General features: G+C 66.4%; 14 protein-coding genes. 2 read left to right on the top strand and 12 right to left on the bottom strand.

Going from position 1 to position 16,277, the window contains the following annotated elements; translation table 11 throughout:
- Positions 1 to 17: 17 nt before the first annotated feature.
- Entirely contained in the window at positions 18 to 1,430 is a 1,413-nt protein-coding gene (locus O9320_10845; GenBank protein MCZ8311344.1) for an ABC transporter substrate-binding protein, read from the top strand.
- A 3-nt stretch (positions 1,431 to 1,433) separates the two neighbouring features.
- Here O9320_10845 and O9320_10840 read toward each other — a convergent pair whose 3' ends face one another.
- Genes O9320_10840 through O9320_10825 form a run of 4 tightly spaced genes read right to left on the bottom strand, consistent with a single transcriptional unit; the run spans position 1,434 to position 7,303 of the window.
- On the bottom strand, positions 1,434 to 3,455 hold the full coding sequence (locus O9320_10840) for a hydantoinase B/oxoprolinase family protein (GenBank protein ID MCZ8311343.1): 2,022 nt from the start codon (positions 3,453 to 3,455) through the stop codon (positions 1,434 to 1,436).
- Positions 3,452 to 5,515, bottom strand: coding sequence for a hydantoinase/oxoprolinase family protein (locus O9320_10835; GenBank protein ID MCZ8311342.1), 2,064 nt, complete (start codon positions 5,513 to 5,515; stop codon positions 3,452 to 3,454). The genes O9320_10840 and O9320_10835 overlap by 4 nt, the downstream gene beginning before the upstream one ends.
- A 37-nt stretch (positions 5,516 to 5,552) precedes the next feature.
- On the bottom strand, positions 5,553 to 6,314 hold the full coding sequence (locus O9320_10830; protein ID MCZ8311341.1) for an SDR family oxidoreductase: 762 nt from the start codon (positions 6,312 to 6,314) through the stop codon (positions 5,553 to 5,555).
- Positions 6,311 to 7,303 carry an NAD(P)-dependent oxidoreductase gene (locus O9320_10825; GenBank protein ID MCZ8311340.1) on the bottom strand — a complete coding sequence of 331 codons (993 nt, stop codon included), beginning with the start codon at positions 7,301 to 7,303 and terminating at the stop codon, positions 6,311 to 6,313. The genes O9320_10830 and O9320_10825 overlap by 4 nt, the downstream gene beginning before the upstream one ends.
- An 83-nt stretch (positions 7,304 to 7,386) precedes the next feature.
- On the opposite strand from O9320_10825, the gene O9320_10820 reads away from it, so the two are divergent.
- Positions 7,387 to 8,403: an NAD(P)-dependent oxidoreductase gene (locus tag O9320_10820; protein MCZ8311339.1), complete on the top strand. Its 1,017-nt coding sequence runs from the start codon at positions 7,387 to 7,389 to the stop codon at positions 8,401 to 8,403.
- Between the two features lie 2 nt (positions 8,404 to 8,405).
- Here O9320_10820 and O9320_10815 read toward each other — a convergent pair whose 3' ends face one another.
- The 8 genes from O9320_10815 to O9320_10780 are packed head-to-tail and all read right to left on the bottom strand — an operon-like array spanning position 8,406 to position 16,277.
- Positions 8,406 to 9,203 (bottom strand): alpha/beta fold hydrolase, encoded by a 798-nt coding sequence (locus tag O9320_10815; protein ID MCZ8311338.1) that lies wholly within the window; start codon positions 9,201 to 9,203, stop codon positions 8,406 to 8,408.
- 11 nt (positions 9,204 to 9,214) lie between these two features.
- Positions 9,215 to 9,958, bottom strand: coding sequence for an SDR family NAD(P)-dependent oxidoreductase (locus O9320_10810; protein ID MCZ8311337.1), 744 nt, complete (start codon positions 9,956 to 9,958; stop codon positions 9,215 to 9,217).
- Entirely contained in the window at positions 9,955 to 10,398 is a 444-nt protein-coding gene (locus O9320_10805; protein MCZ8311336.1) for a carboxymuconolactone decarboxylase family protein, read from the bottom strand. The genes O9320_10810 and O9320_10805 overlap by 4 nt, the downstream gene beginning before the upstream one ends.
- A 25-nt stretch (positions 10,399 to 10,423) precedes the next feature.
- Positions 10,424 to 12,424 carry an FAD-dependent oxidoreductase gene (locus O9320_10800; protein MCZ8311335.1) on the bottom strand — a complete coding sequence of 667 codons (2,001 nt, stop codon included), beginning with the start codon at positions 12,422 to 12,424 and terminating at the stop codon, positions 10,424 to 10,426.
- Complete coding sequence (locus O9320_10795; protein MCZ8311334.1) at positions 12,421 to 13,413, bottom strand: ATP-binding cassette domain-containing protein; 993 nt, start codon at positions 13,411 to 13,413, stop codon at positions 12,421 to 12,423. The genes O9320_10800 and O9320_10795 overlap by 4 nt, the downstream gene beginning before the upstream one ends.
- The gene (locus O9320_10790; GenBank protein MCZ8311333.1) at positions 13,406 to 14,419 is read right to left on the bottom strand and encodes an ABC transporter ATP-binding protein; all 1,014 of its coding nucleotides are present in this window, start codon (positions 14,417 to 14,419) and stop codon (positions 13,406 to 13,408) included. Before O9320_10790 ends, O9320_10795 begins: the two co-directional genes overlap by 8 nt.
- Positions 14,383 to 15,261 carry an ABC transporter permease gene (locus O9320_10785; GenBank protein ID MCZ8311332.1) on the bottom strand — a complete coding sequence of 293 codons (879 nt, stop codon included), beginning with the start codon at positions 15,259 to 15,261 and terminating at the stop codon, positions 14,383 to 14,385. The genes O9320_10790 and O9320_10785 overlap by 37 nt, the downstream gene beginning before the upstream one ends.
- Positions 15,258 to 16,277 carry an ABC transporter permease gene (locus tag O9320_10780; protein ID MCZ8311331.1) on the bottom strand — a complete coding sequence of 340 codons (1,020 nt, stop codon included), beginning with the start codon at positions 16,275 to 16,277 and terminating at the stop codon, positions 15,258 to 15,260. Before O9320_10780 ends, O9320_10785 begins: the two co-directional genes overlap by 4 nt.

Below are 16,277 nucleotides of genomic sequence, written 5' to 3'. Positions count from 1 at the left end.
CATACAATACTTGCAAAATGGCACCGAAACAAATCGTCTTGCTCGCAAACCACGAAATGGCCTCGCTGGAGCCAAACGGCGCCCTGTCGGATTCGAGCAGTGCGACCCTGCTGCTGAAGACGATCTGCCCCGGCCTTGTGCGCTTCGACCATAAAATGGCGATCCAGCCCGCTTTGGCGGCAAGCTGGTCCGCCAGCGACGACCGTCGGCGCTGGCGTTTCGCGCTGCAGCAAAATGCCCGCTTCCACACCGGCAGGTCTGTGACGGCCGAAATCGTGGCCTGGAACTATCGCCGCCTGTTCGATGGGCGTGTGGGCTCGGTCCTGGCCAAGGATTATGCAGGCCTCGAAAGCGTGGCGGCCGTTTCGGCCGGCGAAGTCGAATTCGCGTTCGACCAGCCGTTTCCGTGGCTGCTGCATCATCTCGCCTGGCGCACGCATGTGGCCGACGACACGCTCGACCAGCCGGTCGGTGCGGGTGCGTTCCGGCTCGTCGAATGGGCGCGCGGCAGCCATCTGCTGCTCGAACGGCACGACGGCTATTGGGACGCCGGCAAACCGCATTGCGACCGCGTCAAAGTCGTTTTCGCACCCGACGCCCCTGCCCGGCTTGCGCTCATCGAACGTGGGGCGGTCGATATCGTCGAAAACGTACCCGCCACCATGGCAGCCGATCTCAGCGCGCGCGGGCTGCTCGAAACCGGCACGGTCGCCTCGGGCCGTAAATCGGTCGTGGTGTTCAATTGTGCGGCGGCCCCCTTCTCGGTGCCGGCACTGCGGCACGCCGCCGCCTTGGCGATCGACAGGACAGCGTTGCGCGCCGAGTTCTATGGCGACAACGCGCGCCCGCTCGACGGCGTGCTCGCCGCAACCGATCCATGGGGCGTCGAAGTCGATCCGATCGCTTTCGATCCGGAGGCCGCCGGCCGCCTTGTGAAGGCGAGCGGCTACGACGGTTCGCCTTTGCGCGGCGTGACGTCGGCGGTCTACCCCACGTCGCGGGTAGCGGCACGCATCGTCGAGATGCTGCGCGCCGTCGGCATCGTCGTCGATCTTGCCGCCTACGACGATCCACCCTGGTGGCCGTTCATGTATCTGCGCTCTTTCTGGCAGATCGCGTTCCACAATATGGGGCCGCGCCCGCATCCCGACCTGCTGCTCGGGCGCGATTTCGTCGGCGGCGGGGCCTTCAACCCGACGGGTTATACGAGCCCCGAACTCGATGCTTTGTGGGCGCAAGCGCGCCGCACAGTCGATCCGGCGGCAGCCGAGCAGATCTATGCGCAAGCGCAGCGCCAGATCCGCGCCGACATGCCGTTCGTGCCGCTCTACGCGACCGACATGATGGTCGGCTGGCGGCCCGGTGTGAGCGGCGTGCGTCCGCATCCCATGGCGTTCGTCGATCTCGACAACGCCGATCTGCCGGGCTGAGCGCTACTCGGCGGCGACCGCCGCCACGCGCATTTCGAGCCTTTCGATCGCGGCCAGCAGACGCTGGCGCTGGGCCTTGGGATCGTCGATCACGGCCTGCATGCCGATCGTGAAAATCTCCGGCAGGCGCGGGCACACGTCGGCGAACAGTGCCCGGCGCTGCTGGTGGCGGGCCGCCACCGGCAACGCGAGCAGCGCCTTGTTGAGGCGCGTCATCGCCGGATCGTCGAACACCTGTTCCCAAATCGGCCTTTCGGGACCGAAATCGAAATCGCTTTCTTTGGCGACCGCGCGCGGGGCGCCCCGCAAAGCCGCCGTCGCCGCCTTGTCGAACACGCCGCCGCGCACGACTACGCCGTAATCGCGCTTGGCACCTTCTTCGCTGACATAGCCAAGCGCCACGTCGCGCACGACGAGATCGATGTCGCGCGCGAATGGATCGCCGAAGCCGCCGCCGCCTGCGGTGAGGAACGTGACCACGTCGCCCTTCTTGGCGAGATACATATCGAGCTTGCCGAGATCGCGTTCCTCGGGCGAGCCCCAATTCAACACGACACGCGCGGTGGCCCCCGGCTTGCCGCCGCCGAGCCCCCACGGGCGGAACACCATGCGCTCCAGCCCGCGGCCCAAAACGGCACTGCCCTCCTGCAGAATCTTGAAGCCGAACAAGAGCCCCGTGCCGCCGCGCCATTGACCGGGGCCGCCTGAATCGGGGCGCAGCCCGTAAACCTCGATCTGCACGGCCGCATCTTCTTCGCTGCGCTCGATAGGCGTGTTGTGCAGATTGGCAAGGCCGCTGTCGCGCCCGTCCACACCGTCGCCGCCTTTGCGCGCACCCGTACCGCCAACGAGCGACTGCAGCACCATCACGTTGCGCGTGCCCGTCGTCGGGTTCTGCTCGGCCAGCACCGTCGGCACGACCGTGCCGCCCGACGGGGCCGGAACGAGGCCCGGCATCGCCTTGGCGATCGCACCCACCAGCGCATCGTTGACGCGGATGGCGGTCGCATGCCGCACGCCGACGGCAGCCGGATATTCGGGATTGATGACCGTGCCCTTGGGCACGTTCACGGTGATGTTTTCGAACAGGCCGTAATTGAGCGGCACCGTGCGATCGTAGCTCGCGATGAAATGCATGAGCTTCAAAGTGAGCCACGGGTGGCGGATGCCGCCGGTCGGGATGTTGTAGGCGGCCAGCACCTGGGGATCGGTGCCGTCGAAATCGAGATGGATGAGGCCGTCCTTCACGGTCATGCGCAGGCGGATGCGGATCGGGATCTTGGTCGCAAAATCGTCGTCCATCAGATCCCAGAATTCGTACACGCCGTCGGGCAGCATGCGCTGCACTTCGCGCGCTTTGGCTTTGGCATATTCAGCCAAATCGATCTGCGCCTGCATGAAGGTGTCGATGCCGTGGGCGGCGACGATTTCGGCCACGCGCCGCTCGCCGATTTCGAGGGCCGCCAGCATCGCGCGAATGTCGCCCATGTTGGTTTCGGGGATGCGGCAATTGGCGCGGTAGAAGGCCAGGAAATCGCGGTTGAGCTCGCCCTTGCGGGCGAGCTTCATCGGCGGGATCTGCAAGCCTTCCTGGAAGAGCTCCGAAAAACTCGGCGAGATCGACGACGGCACGCCGCCGCCTATGTCCGACGAATGCACAAAGTCCCAGCCGTAGCAGACGATCTTGCCGCCGTGGAAATAGGGGCGGATCAGCTGCAAATCGGGCATGTGCGTCGAGAGGCCGCCGCTGTCGTACGGGTGGTTCGTGATGATGACGTCGCCGGGCTCGAGATCGGGGACGGCGGCGATCGACACGCTGCAATCGAGATCGAGGAAGCCCGACACGCCGAGCGTTTCGGGATAGGCGAAGAACTTGCCGCCGAGTGTCGCAAGGGCGGTGCCGAAATCGGACGCCTCCTTCACGTAGGTCGTGCGCGCAGTGCGCGCGAGCGTGATCGACATCTCCTCGGTCGCGGCTTTGACCTTGTGGTAGAGGATCTCGAGCAGGATCGGATCGAGTTTCATGCGGCCCTCGTCAGAATGAGATTGCCCACCGGATCGACGGCCGCAACCCAGCCGGCGAGGATCCAGACGGTCGTGTCGGCCTGTTCGACGATCGCCGGCCCCGCGATCTTCGCCCCAGCCCCCAATTGCCCACGCGTATAGACCGAAGCCTCGACCCAGCCCGTGCGGTCGTAGACGCGCCGACGTGCGATGGGCACGGGTGCTTCTTTGGCTTCGGCTGCAGCGAGCTTCAGCGGTGCGACGCGGCCCGTGACGCGCACACGCAGATTTTTGACCTGCACCGGGCTTGCCGCATCGGCAAAACCGTAATGCCGTTCATGTTCGGCATGGAAAAGTGCGACCAGCTTGTCCTGGTCGATAGCGGCCCGCTCGGCCGGCGGTACGGAGACGCGCAGATCGTAGGCCTGGCCCGGATAGCGCATATCGAAGGCGATCTCGAGCTGATGCTCGCCGATGAGTTCGCCCTCGGCCGCAACCCAGACAAGCGCTTCCTGCTCAACCTCGGCGACCGATTTCATCAACGCCGCCATCTCCGCCGCATCGCGCCCGATCGTCGTGCGCGTGGCGCGCAGATAGTCGCGCCGCACATCGGCAAGGATCGCACCCAAAGCGCAGAACGTGCCGGGGGCCAACGGCACCACGACTTCGGACAGCAAGGCTTCTTCGGCCAAAAGATTGGCCTGCGTCGGCCCAGCACCGCCATAGGCGAGCAACGCAAACTCGCGCGGATCGAGGCCGCGACGCGCCATCAGCTTCGAGGTTTCGGTTGCCATTTTCGACGTCGCGACGCGCAAGGCAGAGGCCGCCGCACGCAGCGCACGATCGGGGCCCGTAAGGCCGATCTTTTCGCCGATCGCATCGAGCGCTTTTTCGGCCGCCGCCTTGTCGAGCGTCATGCGCCCGCCCAAAAAGCGCGTGGGATCGAGAATGCCGGTCACAAGATAGCAGTCGGTGATCGCAGGGCGCGTGGCGCCGCGCCCGTAGCAGGCCGGGCCCGGATCGGCACCGGCACTCTCGGGGCCGACCTTCAGCACGCCCTGCGCATCGACCCACAGGATAGAACCGCCACCGGCACCGATGGCGCCGACATTGACGACCGGCAGCATCAGCGGAAAATCGCCGACATTGGTGGCGGTCGTGAATTCGGGCTCGCCCGCCACACATACGGCGATATCGGTCGAGGTGCCGCCCATGTCGATCGTGATAAGTTTCGACCGGTTCCCAGGGGCCGCCACGCGGGCCGCCGCCACCACGCCCGAGGCCGGCCCCGACAGAATCGTGTCGATGGGCCGTTCGCGCGCCGTCTCGAGGCCCAACGAGCCGCCGTTGTTGGCGGTGATGTAGATGGGGGCCGCCAAGCCCAGGGCTGCAAGCCGCGTCTTGAGCCGCTCGAAATAGGATTCCATCAGCGGATGGATGTAGGCGTTGAGCGCCGCCACGAGGGCACGCTCGTATTCGCGCACTTCAGGCCACAACTCGGCCGATTCCGTGACGAGCGTGCCGGGCAGCGACTTGCGCAGATCCGCCGCAAGCCCCGCCTCGAGCGTGCGGTCGCGATAGGAGTTGAGCAGCATCACTGCGACCGCATCGACCTTGGCAGCGCGCAGCGAGGCGACGAGGCTCTCGTATTCGGCCGCCGACGGCCGGCGCACGATCTCGCCGCTTGCGCGCATGCGCGCGGGCACTTCGAACACGAGATCGCGCGCGATCAGCGGGGCTTCGCGCGGGGCCGTGAAATCGTAGGAATTGGGCATGCGGCTGCGCGCAAGGTCCATCACGTCGCGGTTGCCCGGCGACACGACGAGCGCAACGCGGGCACCACGCCGCTGGATGATCGCGTTGAGGCCGATCGTGGTGCCGTGCACGACGAGTTCGACCGCCGAATAAGGCAAACCGGCCGACGCGACCAACGCCGCAATGCCGAGTTCGACCGCGCGCGACGGGTCCTTCGGCACGCTCGGTTCTTTGTGGTAGTAGAACTTGCCGTTCGCGAGATCGGCCATCACGAAATCCGTGAAGGTGCCCCCGACATCGATCCCGATCCTGCAGCGCGCTTGCATCGTCACGTTCCGTCCTTCGTGTTGAATAAATGGTCCATCAGCCCGCAAGCCAGCCGCCGTCGACGGCCAAAGCGGTACCGGTGGTGAAACTCGAATCGTCGCTCGCGAGAAAGAGCGCTGCGCGCGCGACCTCGTCGACCGTGCCGATGCGTGCCAGCGCATGGCGCTGGCGCACGCGTTCAAGCATCGCCGCCGGGTCCGCGTTGCGCGCCATCCCGCGCGCCAAGAGCGGCGTGTCGATCGCACCGGGGACGAGCGCATTCACACGGATGCGGTCGGCCGCAAAATCGAGCGCCATTGTGCGCGTGAGCGACAGCAACGCGCCCTTGGCGGCGATGTAGGCGCTGTTGCCGCGCCCGCCTGCCAGTGCGAGTTGCGAACTCACGGTCAGAATGGCCCCGCCGCCGCTTTCGCGCATCGCCGGGATCGCTTCTTTGGCCCACAGCCACGTGCCGCCGACATTGGCGGCGAATACGGCGTTCCAATCCTCGATCGACGTCGTTTCGACCGTCCCGCCGCACGAGAAACCGGCCGCGCACATCAAGATGTCGACGCGGCCCCAAGTGGCGCGCGCAAACGCGACGACCGGCGTCGCCGCACCCGCCACCGCAACGTCGGCGACAAACGCTTTGGCGACACCGCCTGCCGCCACGATCGAAGCGACCGTTGCGTCGGCACCCCCCGCATCGCGATCGACGACCGCGAGCTTGGCGCCTTCGGCTGCGAAAAGCATCGCGCTCGCGCGCCCGATGCCCGAGCCTGCCCCCGTGACGATCGCGGTCTTGCCGGCGAGTTTCATGCGCCTGCCCATCCATCTGGATGCCGCGCGATCCAGGCTTCCAGATGGGCGAACGATTCGTGCAGGCCGAATTGGAATTTCATGCCCGTGTCGGCGAGAATGCGCGCATTCACGAGGCGCGCGCGGTCGCTGGCCGAATGCGGATCGACCGTCGGCGTTTCGCCCGGTGCGGCCAACCGCACGACGAGGCCCGGGCGTTTGGCCGCAAAGAGCTGCGCCCATTCGAGCAAGGTCCAGCTGATGCCGGGCCCGACATTGTAGACCTCGTGATTGAGCTTGGGCGCATCGAGCAACGCAATGATGGCCGCAGCCACGTCCGGCCCGTAGACCCAGTCGCGCGCGGTCGGGCGTGCGAGCACGATCGCTTCGCCGCCGAGCGCCATGCGCGCCACTTGGTAAGGCGGGCTCAGCGTGTCGCGTACGCCGCTGTCGTGCTCCCAGGGCCCGAACACGGCCGACAGACGCACCGAGCGAAAATCCATCTTCCACAATTCGGCAAGGCGCGTCGCCGCGCGCTCCGACGCGAATTTGGTGACCGAATAGAGCGAGCGCGGATCGACAGCGTCGGTCTCGTCGAGCGTGCCGGGCCGGAAAGCCGCAGCCCCGTAGGCGCCGGCCGAACTCAGATTGACCGTGCGCGCGACATTGTGTTTATGCGCGAATTCGAGCACGCGCACGAAACCGGTGAGATTGACCTCCATCACCGCCAGCGGATCGGCCGCCTCGCGCACGGACCCCGGCGTTAGGGCTGCCCCGTAGACGACCGTATCGGGCTTGCACGCAAACGCCGCTTCGACCGCAGCTGCATCGCGAATGTCGCCGACCAGATGCGAAAACGCGCCCGGCAGCGACGCGAAATGCTTCTGCGCCGAGGCCAAGGGGGGGCGTCGGTCGAACGACACGACCTTGCGGCCGGCCGTTAGCAGCGCCTCTGCAATGTTGAGCCCGACGAAGCCGGCCCCGCCGAAGATCAATGTCGTCTTCATCATACAAACTCCGTATAGACAATTTCCTTGCAGGAAGCGCGCCTAAACTCGACACTCGATCCCACCATCGTATGTCGGAGTTGTCCATGCGTTTTGTGATCGTCGATCCCCAGTTCGACGGCGAACCTGCCGCCGAGCGCCAAGCCGTGGGCAGCGAGGTCGAGCTTTTTGTGCAGCATTACGACCCTTCCCGGCCCGTCGATCCTGGGGTTCTGGCAAGTGCCGACGCGCTCATCAACTATCGCGGCCGTCATGCCGTCTCGCGCGAGGTGCTGCAACGATCGAGCCGCTGCCGGATCGTCGTGCAAGGCGGCGTGGGTTTCAACACGGTCGACATCGAAGCTGCCGCCGAACTGGGCATCCCCGTCTGCAACGTACCCAATTACGGCACGTCCGAGGTTGCCGATCATGCGCTGGCACTGACGCTCGCCCTTGCGCGCGGCGTGGTCGCCTACAACGACCGTCTGCGCAGCCACGACGATGCGTGGCACGCAATCGGCCTTGGCAGCGTGCGGCGCTTACGCGGCAAAACCTTCGCCGTCGTCGGCCTCGGGCGCATCGGCCTTGCCGCCGCAAGGCGTGCGGCAGCCTTCGACATGAAGGTCGCGTTCTACGATCCCTATCTGCCGAGCGGGACGGATCTCGCCACCGGCTACGCCCGTGCGCCCTCGCTCGAAGCGCTGCTCGGCGATGCCGACATCGTTAGCGTCCACACGCCCCTCACGCGCGAAACCGAAAGGCTCGTCGATCGGCGCTTTGTGGCAGCACTGAAGCCCGGGGCGATCTACGTCAACACCTCGCGCGGGCGAACGCAGGATCTCGACGCGCTCTACGACGGCCTCAAGAGCGGTCAGCTGCATGCCGTTGGGCTCGACGTCTTGCCCGACGAGCCGATGCAACGCACCCATCCGCTGCTGCGCGAATGGACGGACAAGGCGCCGTGGCTCGAAGGGCGCATGATCGTGACGCCGCATGCGGCGTTTTTCTCGCCGCCCGGGCTCGACGATCTGCGGCGTATCGCGTGCGAGACGGCCTATCTTTATTTGGCCAAAAACGAGCTGCGCGACTGCGTCAATCTCGCATTGCTCAAGCACCGGCGCTGACGCTACGCGGACGCCGATGCCAATACGCGCGCCAGCAGTGCCGCAAAATCGGCCGGAGCGCGCTCGGCGACAAAATCGTCGGCGCCAGCGATCAGTTCGGCGCGCGCATCCGCAAACAGCGCACACGCGCGCGGATGCATGAAGCCGATGCGGTCGGCCGTACCGCCGATCAGCACGGTCGGCGGCAATTTTCGTCCGAGAACGCGCGCCGGCAAATCGTGCCGAAAGATCGCGCGATAGGATTGCGCAAAATCGGGCCCGGCCGCCAGATAGTCGGCCACAAAACGCGTGGCGAGTTCGGGTTCGAGATGCGGATACTCGCCGCGAATGCGCGCCCATATCCAGGCGAGATGCGCGCCGGCACCATCCAGCACATAGGAAGGTGCGAAATTCGCGAGACGCTGCGCGCGTTCTTCGGGCGTGTAGACGGGCAAACCGTGCAGCACGAGCGACGAGACGCGCTGCGGCGTTTGCAAGGCCGCGTCGAGCGCAAAGACCGCCCCGGTCGCGCGCCCAAAAAGTGCGATCCTTGAGGCCGCCAACGCATCGGCCACGCGCCACACGACGGCCGCATAGTCGCGCACTTCCCACGCCGCCGGCGGCGCATCGGAGCCGCCATAACCCGGCGTGTCGATTGCGTAGGGTCGGCAGAAAGACGCAAGATGCGGCAGCAGCGCATCGTAGTTGCGCGCCGACAAAGGCGATTGGTGCAGCAACACCAGAACGGGCAGCTCGGCCGATGCCGCGACAGTACGCGCCTGGATCTGGCCCCACGGTGCCTCGAAGAGTATCCGTTGCACGCGCATCGCCCCTACTCCATCCGGAAGCCGCCATTCACCGGCACGACGGCCCCGGTGATGTAGCCCGCCCCCGCCGACAGCAAAAAGCAGATCGTCGCCGCGACTTCGTCGGCATGGCCGTGGCGCTTGAGCGGCACGGCCGCATCGAAAGCGCGCTTGCGCTCGGGCGGATGGCCCGCCGTCATCGGCGTGTCGATGGCACCCGGCGACACGCAGTTGGCACGGATGCGGCGCGGTGCGAGCTCTTGCGCGACCGACTTGGTCATCGCCTCGATGCCGGCCTTCGATGCGGCATAGGCCGTGCCCGTGATCACGCCGCCGGTCGAAGCGGCAAGCGAACTGGTCGTGACGATCGCAGCGCCGTCGCACAGCCATTCGCGCGCGGCCTGGATCGCCAGGAACGTGCCGGTGAGATTGACGCGCAGCACGTCGTCCCACCGCTCGAGCGTGAGATCGGCAAGCTTGGCGGTGTCGACGATGCCGCCTAGCAAAGCGAGCCCGCCGATCGCGGGGAATTTGGCGCGCGCGCGCACCATGGCGGCCGCAATGCTCGCTGGCGCGCGATAGTCGAGCGTTTCAAAGGCGGCACCAAGCTCCCCCGCCAGGGAAGCAAGTTCGGGCGAGCCCCTATCCATCAGCATCAACTTCACGCCTTGCGAGGCCAGCAGACGCGCCGTCGCCATGCCAATGCCACCCGCGGCTCCGACGACGCAAATGCCTTGCGCCGCCATCGCGGGATTCCACCACCCGGTCATTTCGAGGCTTTGCGCCCAGTCTTGCGACCAGCCTTGCGCACAATCTTGCGCTTTTGCGGAACCCAACCTTTGTTCTTCTCGAGTTCCTTGAAGATGCGGCACGCCCCCTCGAAGGCCGGCATGCCGCACGGCAGTGCGGCTAGAAACGCCGCCTCGCGCACCTCGTCCCAGGTGGCGCCGTACTGCATGGCACGCATCGCACTCCATTCAATGCCTTCGCGGTCGCCCTTGGCGGCCGTGGTGATGCCGACAAGCACGAGGAAACGCGTCTTGAGATCGAGTGCGCGGCCTTCTTTCGGCCCGAAGATCACGAACGACGCGAGGTCGCCGTAGCGGCGAAGAAACTCCGGATTGAGATCGGCAAGCGTTTCGTGCAGCGGCAGCGTATAGCCGCGCACGGCGCGGATCTTGTCGAGTTCTTTACGGCCTGCGGGTGTCATTTTTCGTCTCCTTGAGTAAAGCGGATTAGGCGAACAGGGCGCGGGCGGCAAGTTCGCCCTCGCGAATGGCATCGGACGCGCGCCTCGGCGCCACGCAATCACCGATCATCGTCACGGGACGGCCCGGCTTGGCGCGCGCCTTAAGCGTCTGGAACAGGCCATCCTCGGCCTTCGAGCCGAGCACGAGCACCACGCTGTCGCTGGCCAAAACCTGCTCGGATTTGGTGTAGAGATCGCGCAGCGTGGCGCCGTCCGGCCCGATCGACACGAGTTCGTGGTCCGTGACGAAGCCGACCCCCATGCGGCGCAGGCGGCCATAGACCTTGCCCCAATCGCGGCTCGCGGCCAGGTTGGGCATCGCCTGGCCGAGCGGCGTTACGAACGTGACCTTGCAGCCTTTGTCGGCGAGATGGTCGGCGACGACTGCGCCTTGGCGTCCGCCAAGGCTGTCGTACAGCGTTACGGTTTCGCCGAGGGCTGGCAGCGTTTCGGTCGCGAGCACGTCGTCGAGCGCGAATACATTCGCACGATCGGCCCCCGGAACCGACGGGCCGTTCCAGCGCTGCGGGCGCAATGGCGTCCAGCCATGGCGCAGCGGCGTCGATCCGGTCGCGACGACGACGGCGTCGAACGCGTCAAGCTCGTCCGGCGTGGGTGCGCGACCAAGTTCGACGCGCGCATCGGTTTCGCCCAGACGTGCGATCAGGAATTCTACGACGAAATTGAGTTCCTTGCGGATGGAAGTGCGGCCCCACCACGCGATCTGGCCGCCGAGTGCGGCGCGTTTCTCGAACAAGGTCACGTCGAAGCCGCGGCGGGCGGCCGTGACGGCCGCTTGCAAGCCTGCAGGCCCGCCGCCCACCACCGCAACGCGACGGCGACCAGGTGCTGGTACGAGCGTGCCTTCGCCGAGCTCGCGTTCGTTACCGGCGGCCGGATTGTGGATGCAAGCGATGGGCGCTTGCGCAAAGATTGATTCCATACACCAGTTGGCGCCCACGCAACGCCGCACCTGATGGCTGCGGCCCGTGCGCGCCTTCTCGCCCCACATCGGATCGGCGATCAACGCGCGCGACACGCCAATGAAGTCGCAATCGCCCTCTGCGAGAAAACGTTCGCCTTCTTCCGGCGTGACGATGCGCCCCACGCCGACCACCGGCAGGCCGATCGCCTGCTTGACGATGCGCGTGGCCGGCAGCTGGTAGCCGTGCGTTTCGGGGGACGTGGGATAGATCAGCATGCGGTTGAGATATGTGCCCTGGCTGCACGACACGTAGTCGATGAGCCCCGTCGCCTCGATGCGCCTTGCGATGTCGGCCCATTCGTCGGGCCCCAGCCCGCCTTCCATGCCGTCGTCGGAATTGAGGCGCACGCCGACGATGAGATCGGGCCCCGCCTCCTCGCGCGTTGCCTCGAGAATCTCCATGACGATGCGCAGGCGATTTTCGATCGAGCCGCCGTAGCGGTCGGTACGGTGGTTGGTGGCGGGCGACAGGAACTGGCCCAGCATGTAGCCATGCGCCATGCCGTGCATCTCGATGCCGTCGAGCCCGCCTTCGCGCGCGTAGCGCGCCGACAGCCGATAGCCATGCACGAGTTCGGCGATCTCGCCCTCGTCCATCACGTGCGGCATCTCGCGATAGACGGCACAAGGTACCGCCGACGGCGCCCACACGGGCAGTCCGTTCGACACCGAATTGGTCTGGCGGCCGCGATGCCACGGCTGCGCGAGGATCTTGGCGCCGTGCGCATGCACGGCCTCGGCGATCTTGCGATACTGCTCGACCATGCGCCGGTCGAATGCAAACGCCTTGCCCTTGTAGGGCTGCGTCGTGGGGTGAGCCGCCATCGCTTCCATCGTGATGACGCCGACGCCGCCTTTGGCGCGCTCCACATAGTAAGCGATGTGCGCATCGGTGAAGAGATGGTCTTTGACCAGCAGCGTCGCGTGCGCGGTCATCCAGATGCGGTTCTTGGCTTCCTGCTTGCCGAGGCGCATCGGTTCGAAAAGGCGCGTAAAATTCATTGTGCGGGCTCCGCCGGAGAGATCGAAACAAGTCGATTGGTGCCGTCCGCCACGCGCAGACATGCGGCGCGGACATCGCCGAGCGCTTCAAGGCGCGGACGCTGCGCGCGGCATTCGTCGCGCACGATCGGACAGCGCGAGGCGAAATAGCAGCCGGGCGGCAGGTCGATCGGGCTCGGCACCTCGCCCGCCAGCACCACGCGCCGCCGCCGCTCGCGCGGATCGCTCGACAGATCGGCCGAGATCAACGCGGCCGTATAGGGATGCTGCGGCGTTTCGAACACGGACTGCGTCGGCCCGGTTTCGACGACGCTGCCGAGATAGAGCACCGCCACCCGGTCGCTGACCAGCCGCACCGTCGCAAGATCGTGGCTGATGAAAATCATCGCAATGCCGAGATCGCGCTTGAGCTCGGCCAGCAATTGCAGAATGCCCGCGCGCACCGACACGTCGAGCGAGCTCGTCGGCTCATCGAGCACCACGAGCTTCGGGTTGGTCGCGATCGCGCGCGCAATGCATATGCGCTGCAGCTGCCCGCCCGAGAGGTCGGCGGGATAACGCGACAACAACGCCTCGGTGAGGCTCACGCGCCGCGCAAGCTCGGCCACGCGCGCTCTTCGCGCAACGCCATTCAATGTCGTGTGCAGGCGCAGCGGCTCCTCGACGAGATCGCCCACGGTGAGGCGCGGATTGAGCGAGCCCCACGGATCCTGGAACACCATCTGCATGTCGGCGCGCGCACGGCGGAGATCTTCGGGCCCGAGTGCGCGCAGATCGCGCCCGGCAAACACGATGCGTCCTGCCGTCGGCTCGATGAGCCGCAAAAGGCAGCGCCCGATCGTCGATTTGCCGGAGCCGGACTCGCCGACGAGCCCCAACGTCTCGCCTGCGGCAACGGCAAGATCGACGCCGTTCACCGCATGCACGCTACGGCGCCCGTCGCCGAACTGGCGCGTCAAACCTTCGACTTCAAGGACGTTCTCAGCCATGTGCTGCCTCCGCCGCATGGTGGCAACGCACATCGTGCCCGTCGGCTAAACGCCGTTCGGGCGGGCTCTGCGTGCAGGCCGCATCCGCGCGCGCGCAGCGACGCGAGTAGACGCAGCCCGTGGGCAGATCGTAGAGATCCGGCGGCGGCCCAGCCGGGATCGCGGCCCCGGGGCGCAAACGCTCGGGTGAGGCCGCGAGCAACGCGCGCGTATAGGGGTGTGCCGGATCGACGAGCACGCGATCGACGCGCCCCTGCTCGACGATGGTGCCCGCAAACATCACGCAGACGCGGGTGCAGTATTGCGCGACGACGCCGAGATCGTGCGTGATGACGATCACGCCGAGGCCGCGCGCGGCCGCGGCCGCCTGCAGCAGATCGAGGATCTGCGCCTGCACCGTCACGTCGAGTCCGGTCGTGGGCTCGTCGGCGATCAGCAAGGCGGGATCGTTGGCAAGCGCCATCGCGATCAGCACGCGCTGCGCCATACCGCCGGACAATTCGTGCGGCCAAGCCCGCGCGCGCGACGCCGGATCGGGGATGCCGACGGCTGCCATGAGTTCGATCGCGCGGGCGCGCGCCTTCGCGGCACTCTTCAAGCCGTGCGCGCGCATCACGCGCGCGATCTGGTCGCCCACGCGCGCCAACGGATCGAGCGACGTCTTCGGGCTTTGCACCACAAGCGCCAAGCGCCCGCCGCGCAGCGCGTTGAGCCGCTCGGGCGACATTTCGAACAAGCTTTCGCCTTCGAAGTGCGCGCCCCCTTCAACGATGCGCGCAGGGGCTCTCAAGAGGCCCATCAGGGCTAGCGCCGTCAGCGACTTGCCCGCCCCCGTTTCGCCGACGAGTCCCAGCATCTCGCCGCGTTCCAGCGACAGCGACACGCCGTTTAGCGCCTTTGCGATCTTCACGCGGTCGAACGCGTCGCGCGCGACGAAATGGACGTGCAGATTTTCGACCGTCAGCAGGCTCACCGCGCGGCCGTCCTGCGGCGCGGGTCGAGCCAATCCTGCACCCCGTCGCCGAGCATGTTGAAGCCGAAAACCAACAGCACGAGTGCGACCCCCGGGAACAGCGCCACCCACCATTCGCCGGTGACCATGAATTCCGCCCCCTGGCGGATCATAGCGCCCCATTCGGGCGTGGGCGGCTGCACGCCCACACCGACAAAAGCAAGCGTGGCGCTGACACGGATCGCCCAGGCAAAGCGCACGGCCCCTTGCGCCATCGCCCCCTTGATGGCATTGGGCAGCAGATGCACGAACAGCACGCGGCGCAACGGATTGCCGGCCGCGACCGCCGCTTCGACGAAATTGCTGCCGCGCAGCGCCAGCACTTCAGCGCGCACCACGCGCGCGAAAATCGGCGCGTCGATAAGGCCGATCACAAGCACGATGTTCAGAAGCGACTGGCCCGTCGCCGCGACGACGGCAAGTGCAAGGATAATCGACGGAAACACGCGCAGCACATCCATGAGCCGCAGCAGTAGCTCGTCGACGAACCCGCCGCGATAGCCTGCGAACAGCCCGAGCGGCACGCCGATGAGAGCAGCAACCGCAACGGCTGGCAATGCAATGCCGAACGCGAGCCGCGCGCCGTAGACGATGCGGCTGAAGATATCCATGCCGTTGCCGTCGGTGCCGAGCCAATGCACGGCCGAAGGCGGACGCAGCACATCGTAGGAATAGGCGTGCAGCGGGTCGTGCGGCGACAGAAGCGGTGCAAATACGGCGACCACAACGAAGAACAGCACGATCGTGCCGCCGGCAAAGGCCGTAGGTGCGCGCCGTGCGACCGCCGAAAGGCGCGCGAAGGCCGATCCGTCGCGATAGCCCGCCATGTCGGTCATGCGGTTTGCGCCCGCGGTTCAAGCAGCATCACAAGTAGATCGACGACGACGAAGACCAGCAGCGAGAAGCAAGCCACGAACAGCACATAGCCTTGCACGGCCGTGAAATCGCCCTCGAGGATGGCACTCAAGCCATACTGGCCCATGCCGCCCCACGCGAACACGAGCTCGATCAAAGACGAAGTGCCGACGAGGCCCGTGAGCTCGGTGCCCGCGAACGTGAGCAGCGGTACGGCACTGTTGCGCCGCACGATGGCGCGAATGTCGCGCGCGGGCAAGCCCGAGGCGCGTGCATAGCGCACATAATCCGACGCCAACACGTCGATCGCGATGGCGCGCGCCTGTTTGAGCATGGGCGCTGCCGCAATGATCGTGATGCACGCGACCGGCAGTACGAGCTGCGCCACGGCGGAGCCCAGCGCGTCGGGATCGGCTGCAAGCAACGCATCGATCACGTAGCTGCCCGTGACGTGCGGCGGCGCATCGATCATCAGGCTGAGTCTGCCCATCGGCGGCGGCGCCCAACCCAGCAAATAGAAGAATACAAAGATCGCGAGCAGCCCGAGCCAGTAGGTCGGAATCGAAAAGCCGAGCAACGAGACGAGCCGGCTGATCTGGTCGAAGCGCCCGTCGGGCCGGAAAGCGGCCGCAATGCCGGCCGGGATGCCGATCGCGGCCGCAAGCCCGACGCCCAGCAGCAGCAATTCGAGCGTGACCGGCACCCGGCGCCACAGATCGTCGAGCACCGGACGACTGTTGAGCCACGAGCGGCCGAGATCGCCGGTCGCGACCTTGGCAATGTAGATCGCAAACTGCTCGAGAACCGGCCGGTCGAGGCCAAGTTCGGCGCGCACTTCGGCGATCTGCGCGGCCGACGCCGTCGGGCCCGCCAGCATCGCCACCGGATCCTGGTCGCCGATGCGGACCAGCAGAAAAGTGACCAGCAGCACGCCGAACAAAATCGGCCCGATCAGCAGAACGCGGCGATAGAGAAAGCGACGAAGCTGGTCCGTCAT

The sequence above is a fragment of the Magnetospirillum sp. genome, assembly GCA_027532905.1.
Lineage (GTDB): Bacteria > Pseudomonadota > Alphaproteobacteria > CACIAM-22H2 > CACIAM-22H2 > Tagaea.
This window is presented reverse-complemented; position numbering and strand designations above follow the sequence as displayed.

Coding starts and splice junctions, on each gene's coding strand:
- O9320_10845 (MCZ8311344.1), top strand. CDS start 18: ATGGCACCGAAACAAATCGTCTTGCTCGCAAACCACGAAATGGCCTCG.
- O9320_10840 (MCZ8311343.1), bottom strand. CDS start 3,455: ATGAAACTCGATCCGATCCTGCTCGAGATCCTCTACCACAAGGTCAAA.
- O9320_10835 (MCZ8311342.1), bottom strand. CDS start 5,515: ATGCAAGCGCGCTGCAGGATCGGGATCGATGTCGGGGGCACCTTCACG.
- O9320_10830 (MCZ8311341.1), bottom strand. CDS start 6,314: ATGAAACTCGCCGGCAAGACCGCGATCGTCACGGGGGCAGGCTCGGGC.
- O9320_10825 (MCZ8311340.1), bottom strand. CDS start 7,303: ATGATGAAGACGACATTGATCTTCGGCGGGGCCGGCTTCGTCGGGCTC.
- O9320_10820 (MCZ8311339.1), top strand. CDS start 7,387: ATGCGTTTTGTGATCGTCGATCCCCAGTTCGACGGCGAACCTGCCGCC.
- O9320_10810 (MCZ8311337.1), bottom strand. CDS start 9,958: ATGACCGGGTGGTGGAATCCCGCGATGGCGGCGCAAGGCATTTGCGTC.
- O9320_10805 (MCZ8311336.1), bottom strand. CDS start 10,398: ATGACACCCGCAGGCCGTAAAGAACTCGACAAGATCCGCGCCGTGCGC.
- O9320_10800 (MCZ8311335.1), bottom strand. CDS start 12,424: ATGAATTTTACGCGCCTTTTCGAACCGATGCGCCTCGGCAAGCAGGAA.
- O9320_10795 (MCZ8311334.1), bottom strand. CDS start 13,413: ATGGCTGAGAACGTCCTTGAAGTCGAAGGTTTGACGCGCCAGTTCGGC.
- O9320_10785 (MCZ8311332.1), bottom strand. CDS start 15,261: ATGACCGACATGGCGGGCTATCGCGACGGATCGGCCTTCGCGCGCCTT.
- O9320_10780 (MCZ8311331.1), bottom strand. CDS start 16,277: ATGACGGACCAGCTTCGTCGCTTTCTCTATCGCCGCGTTCTGCTGATC.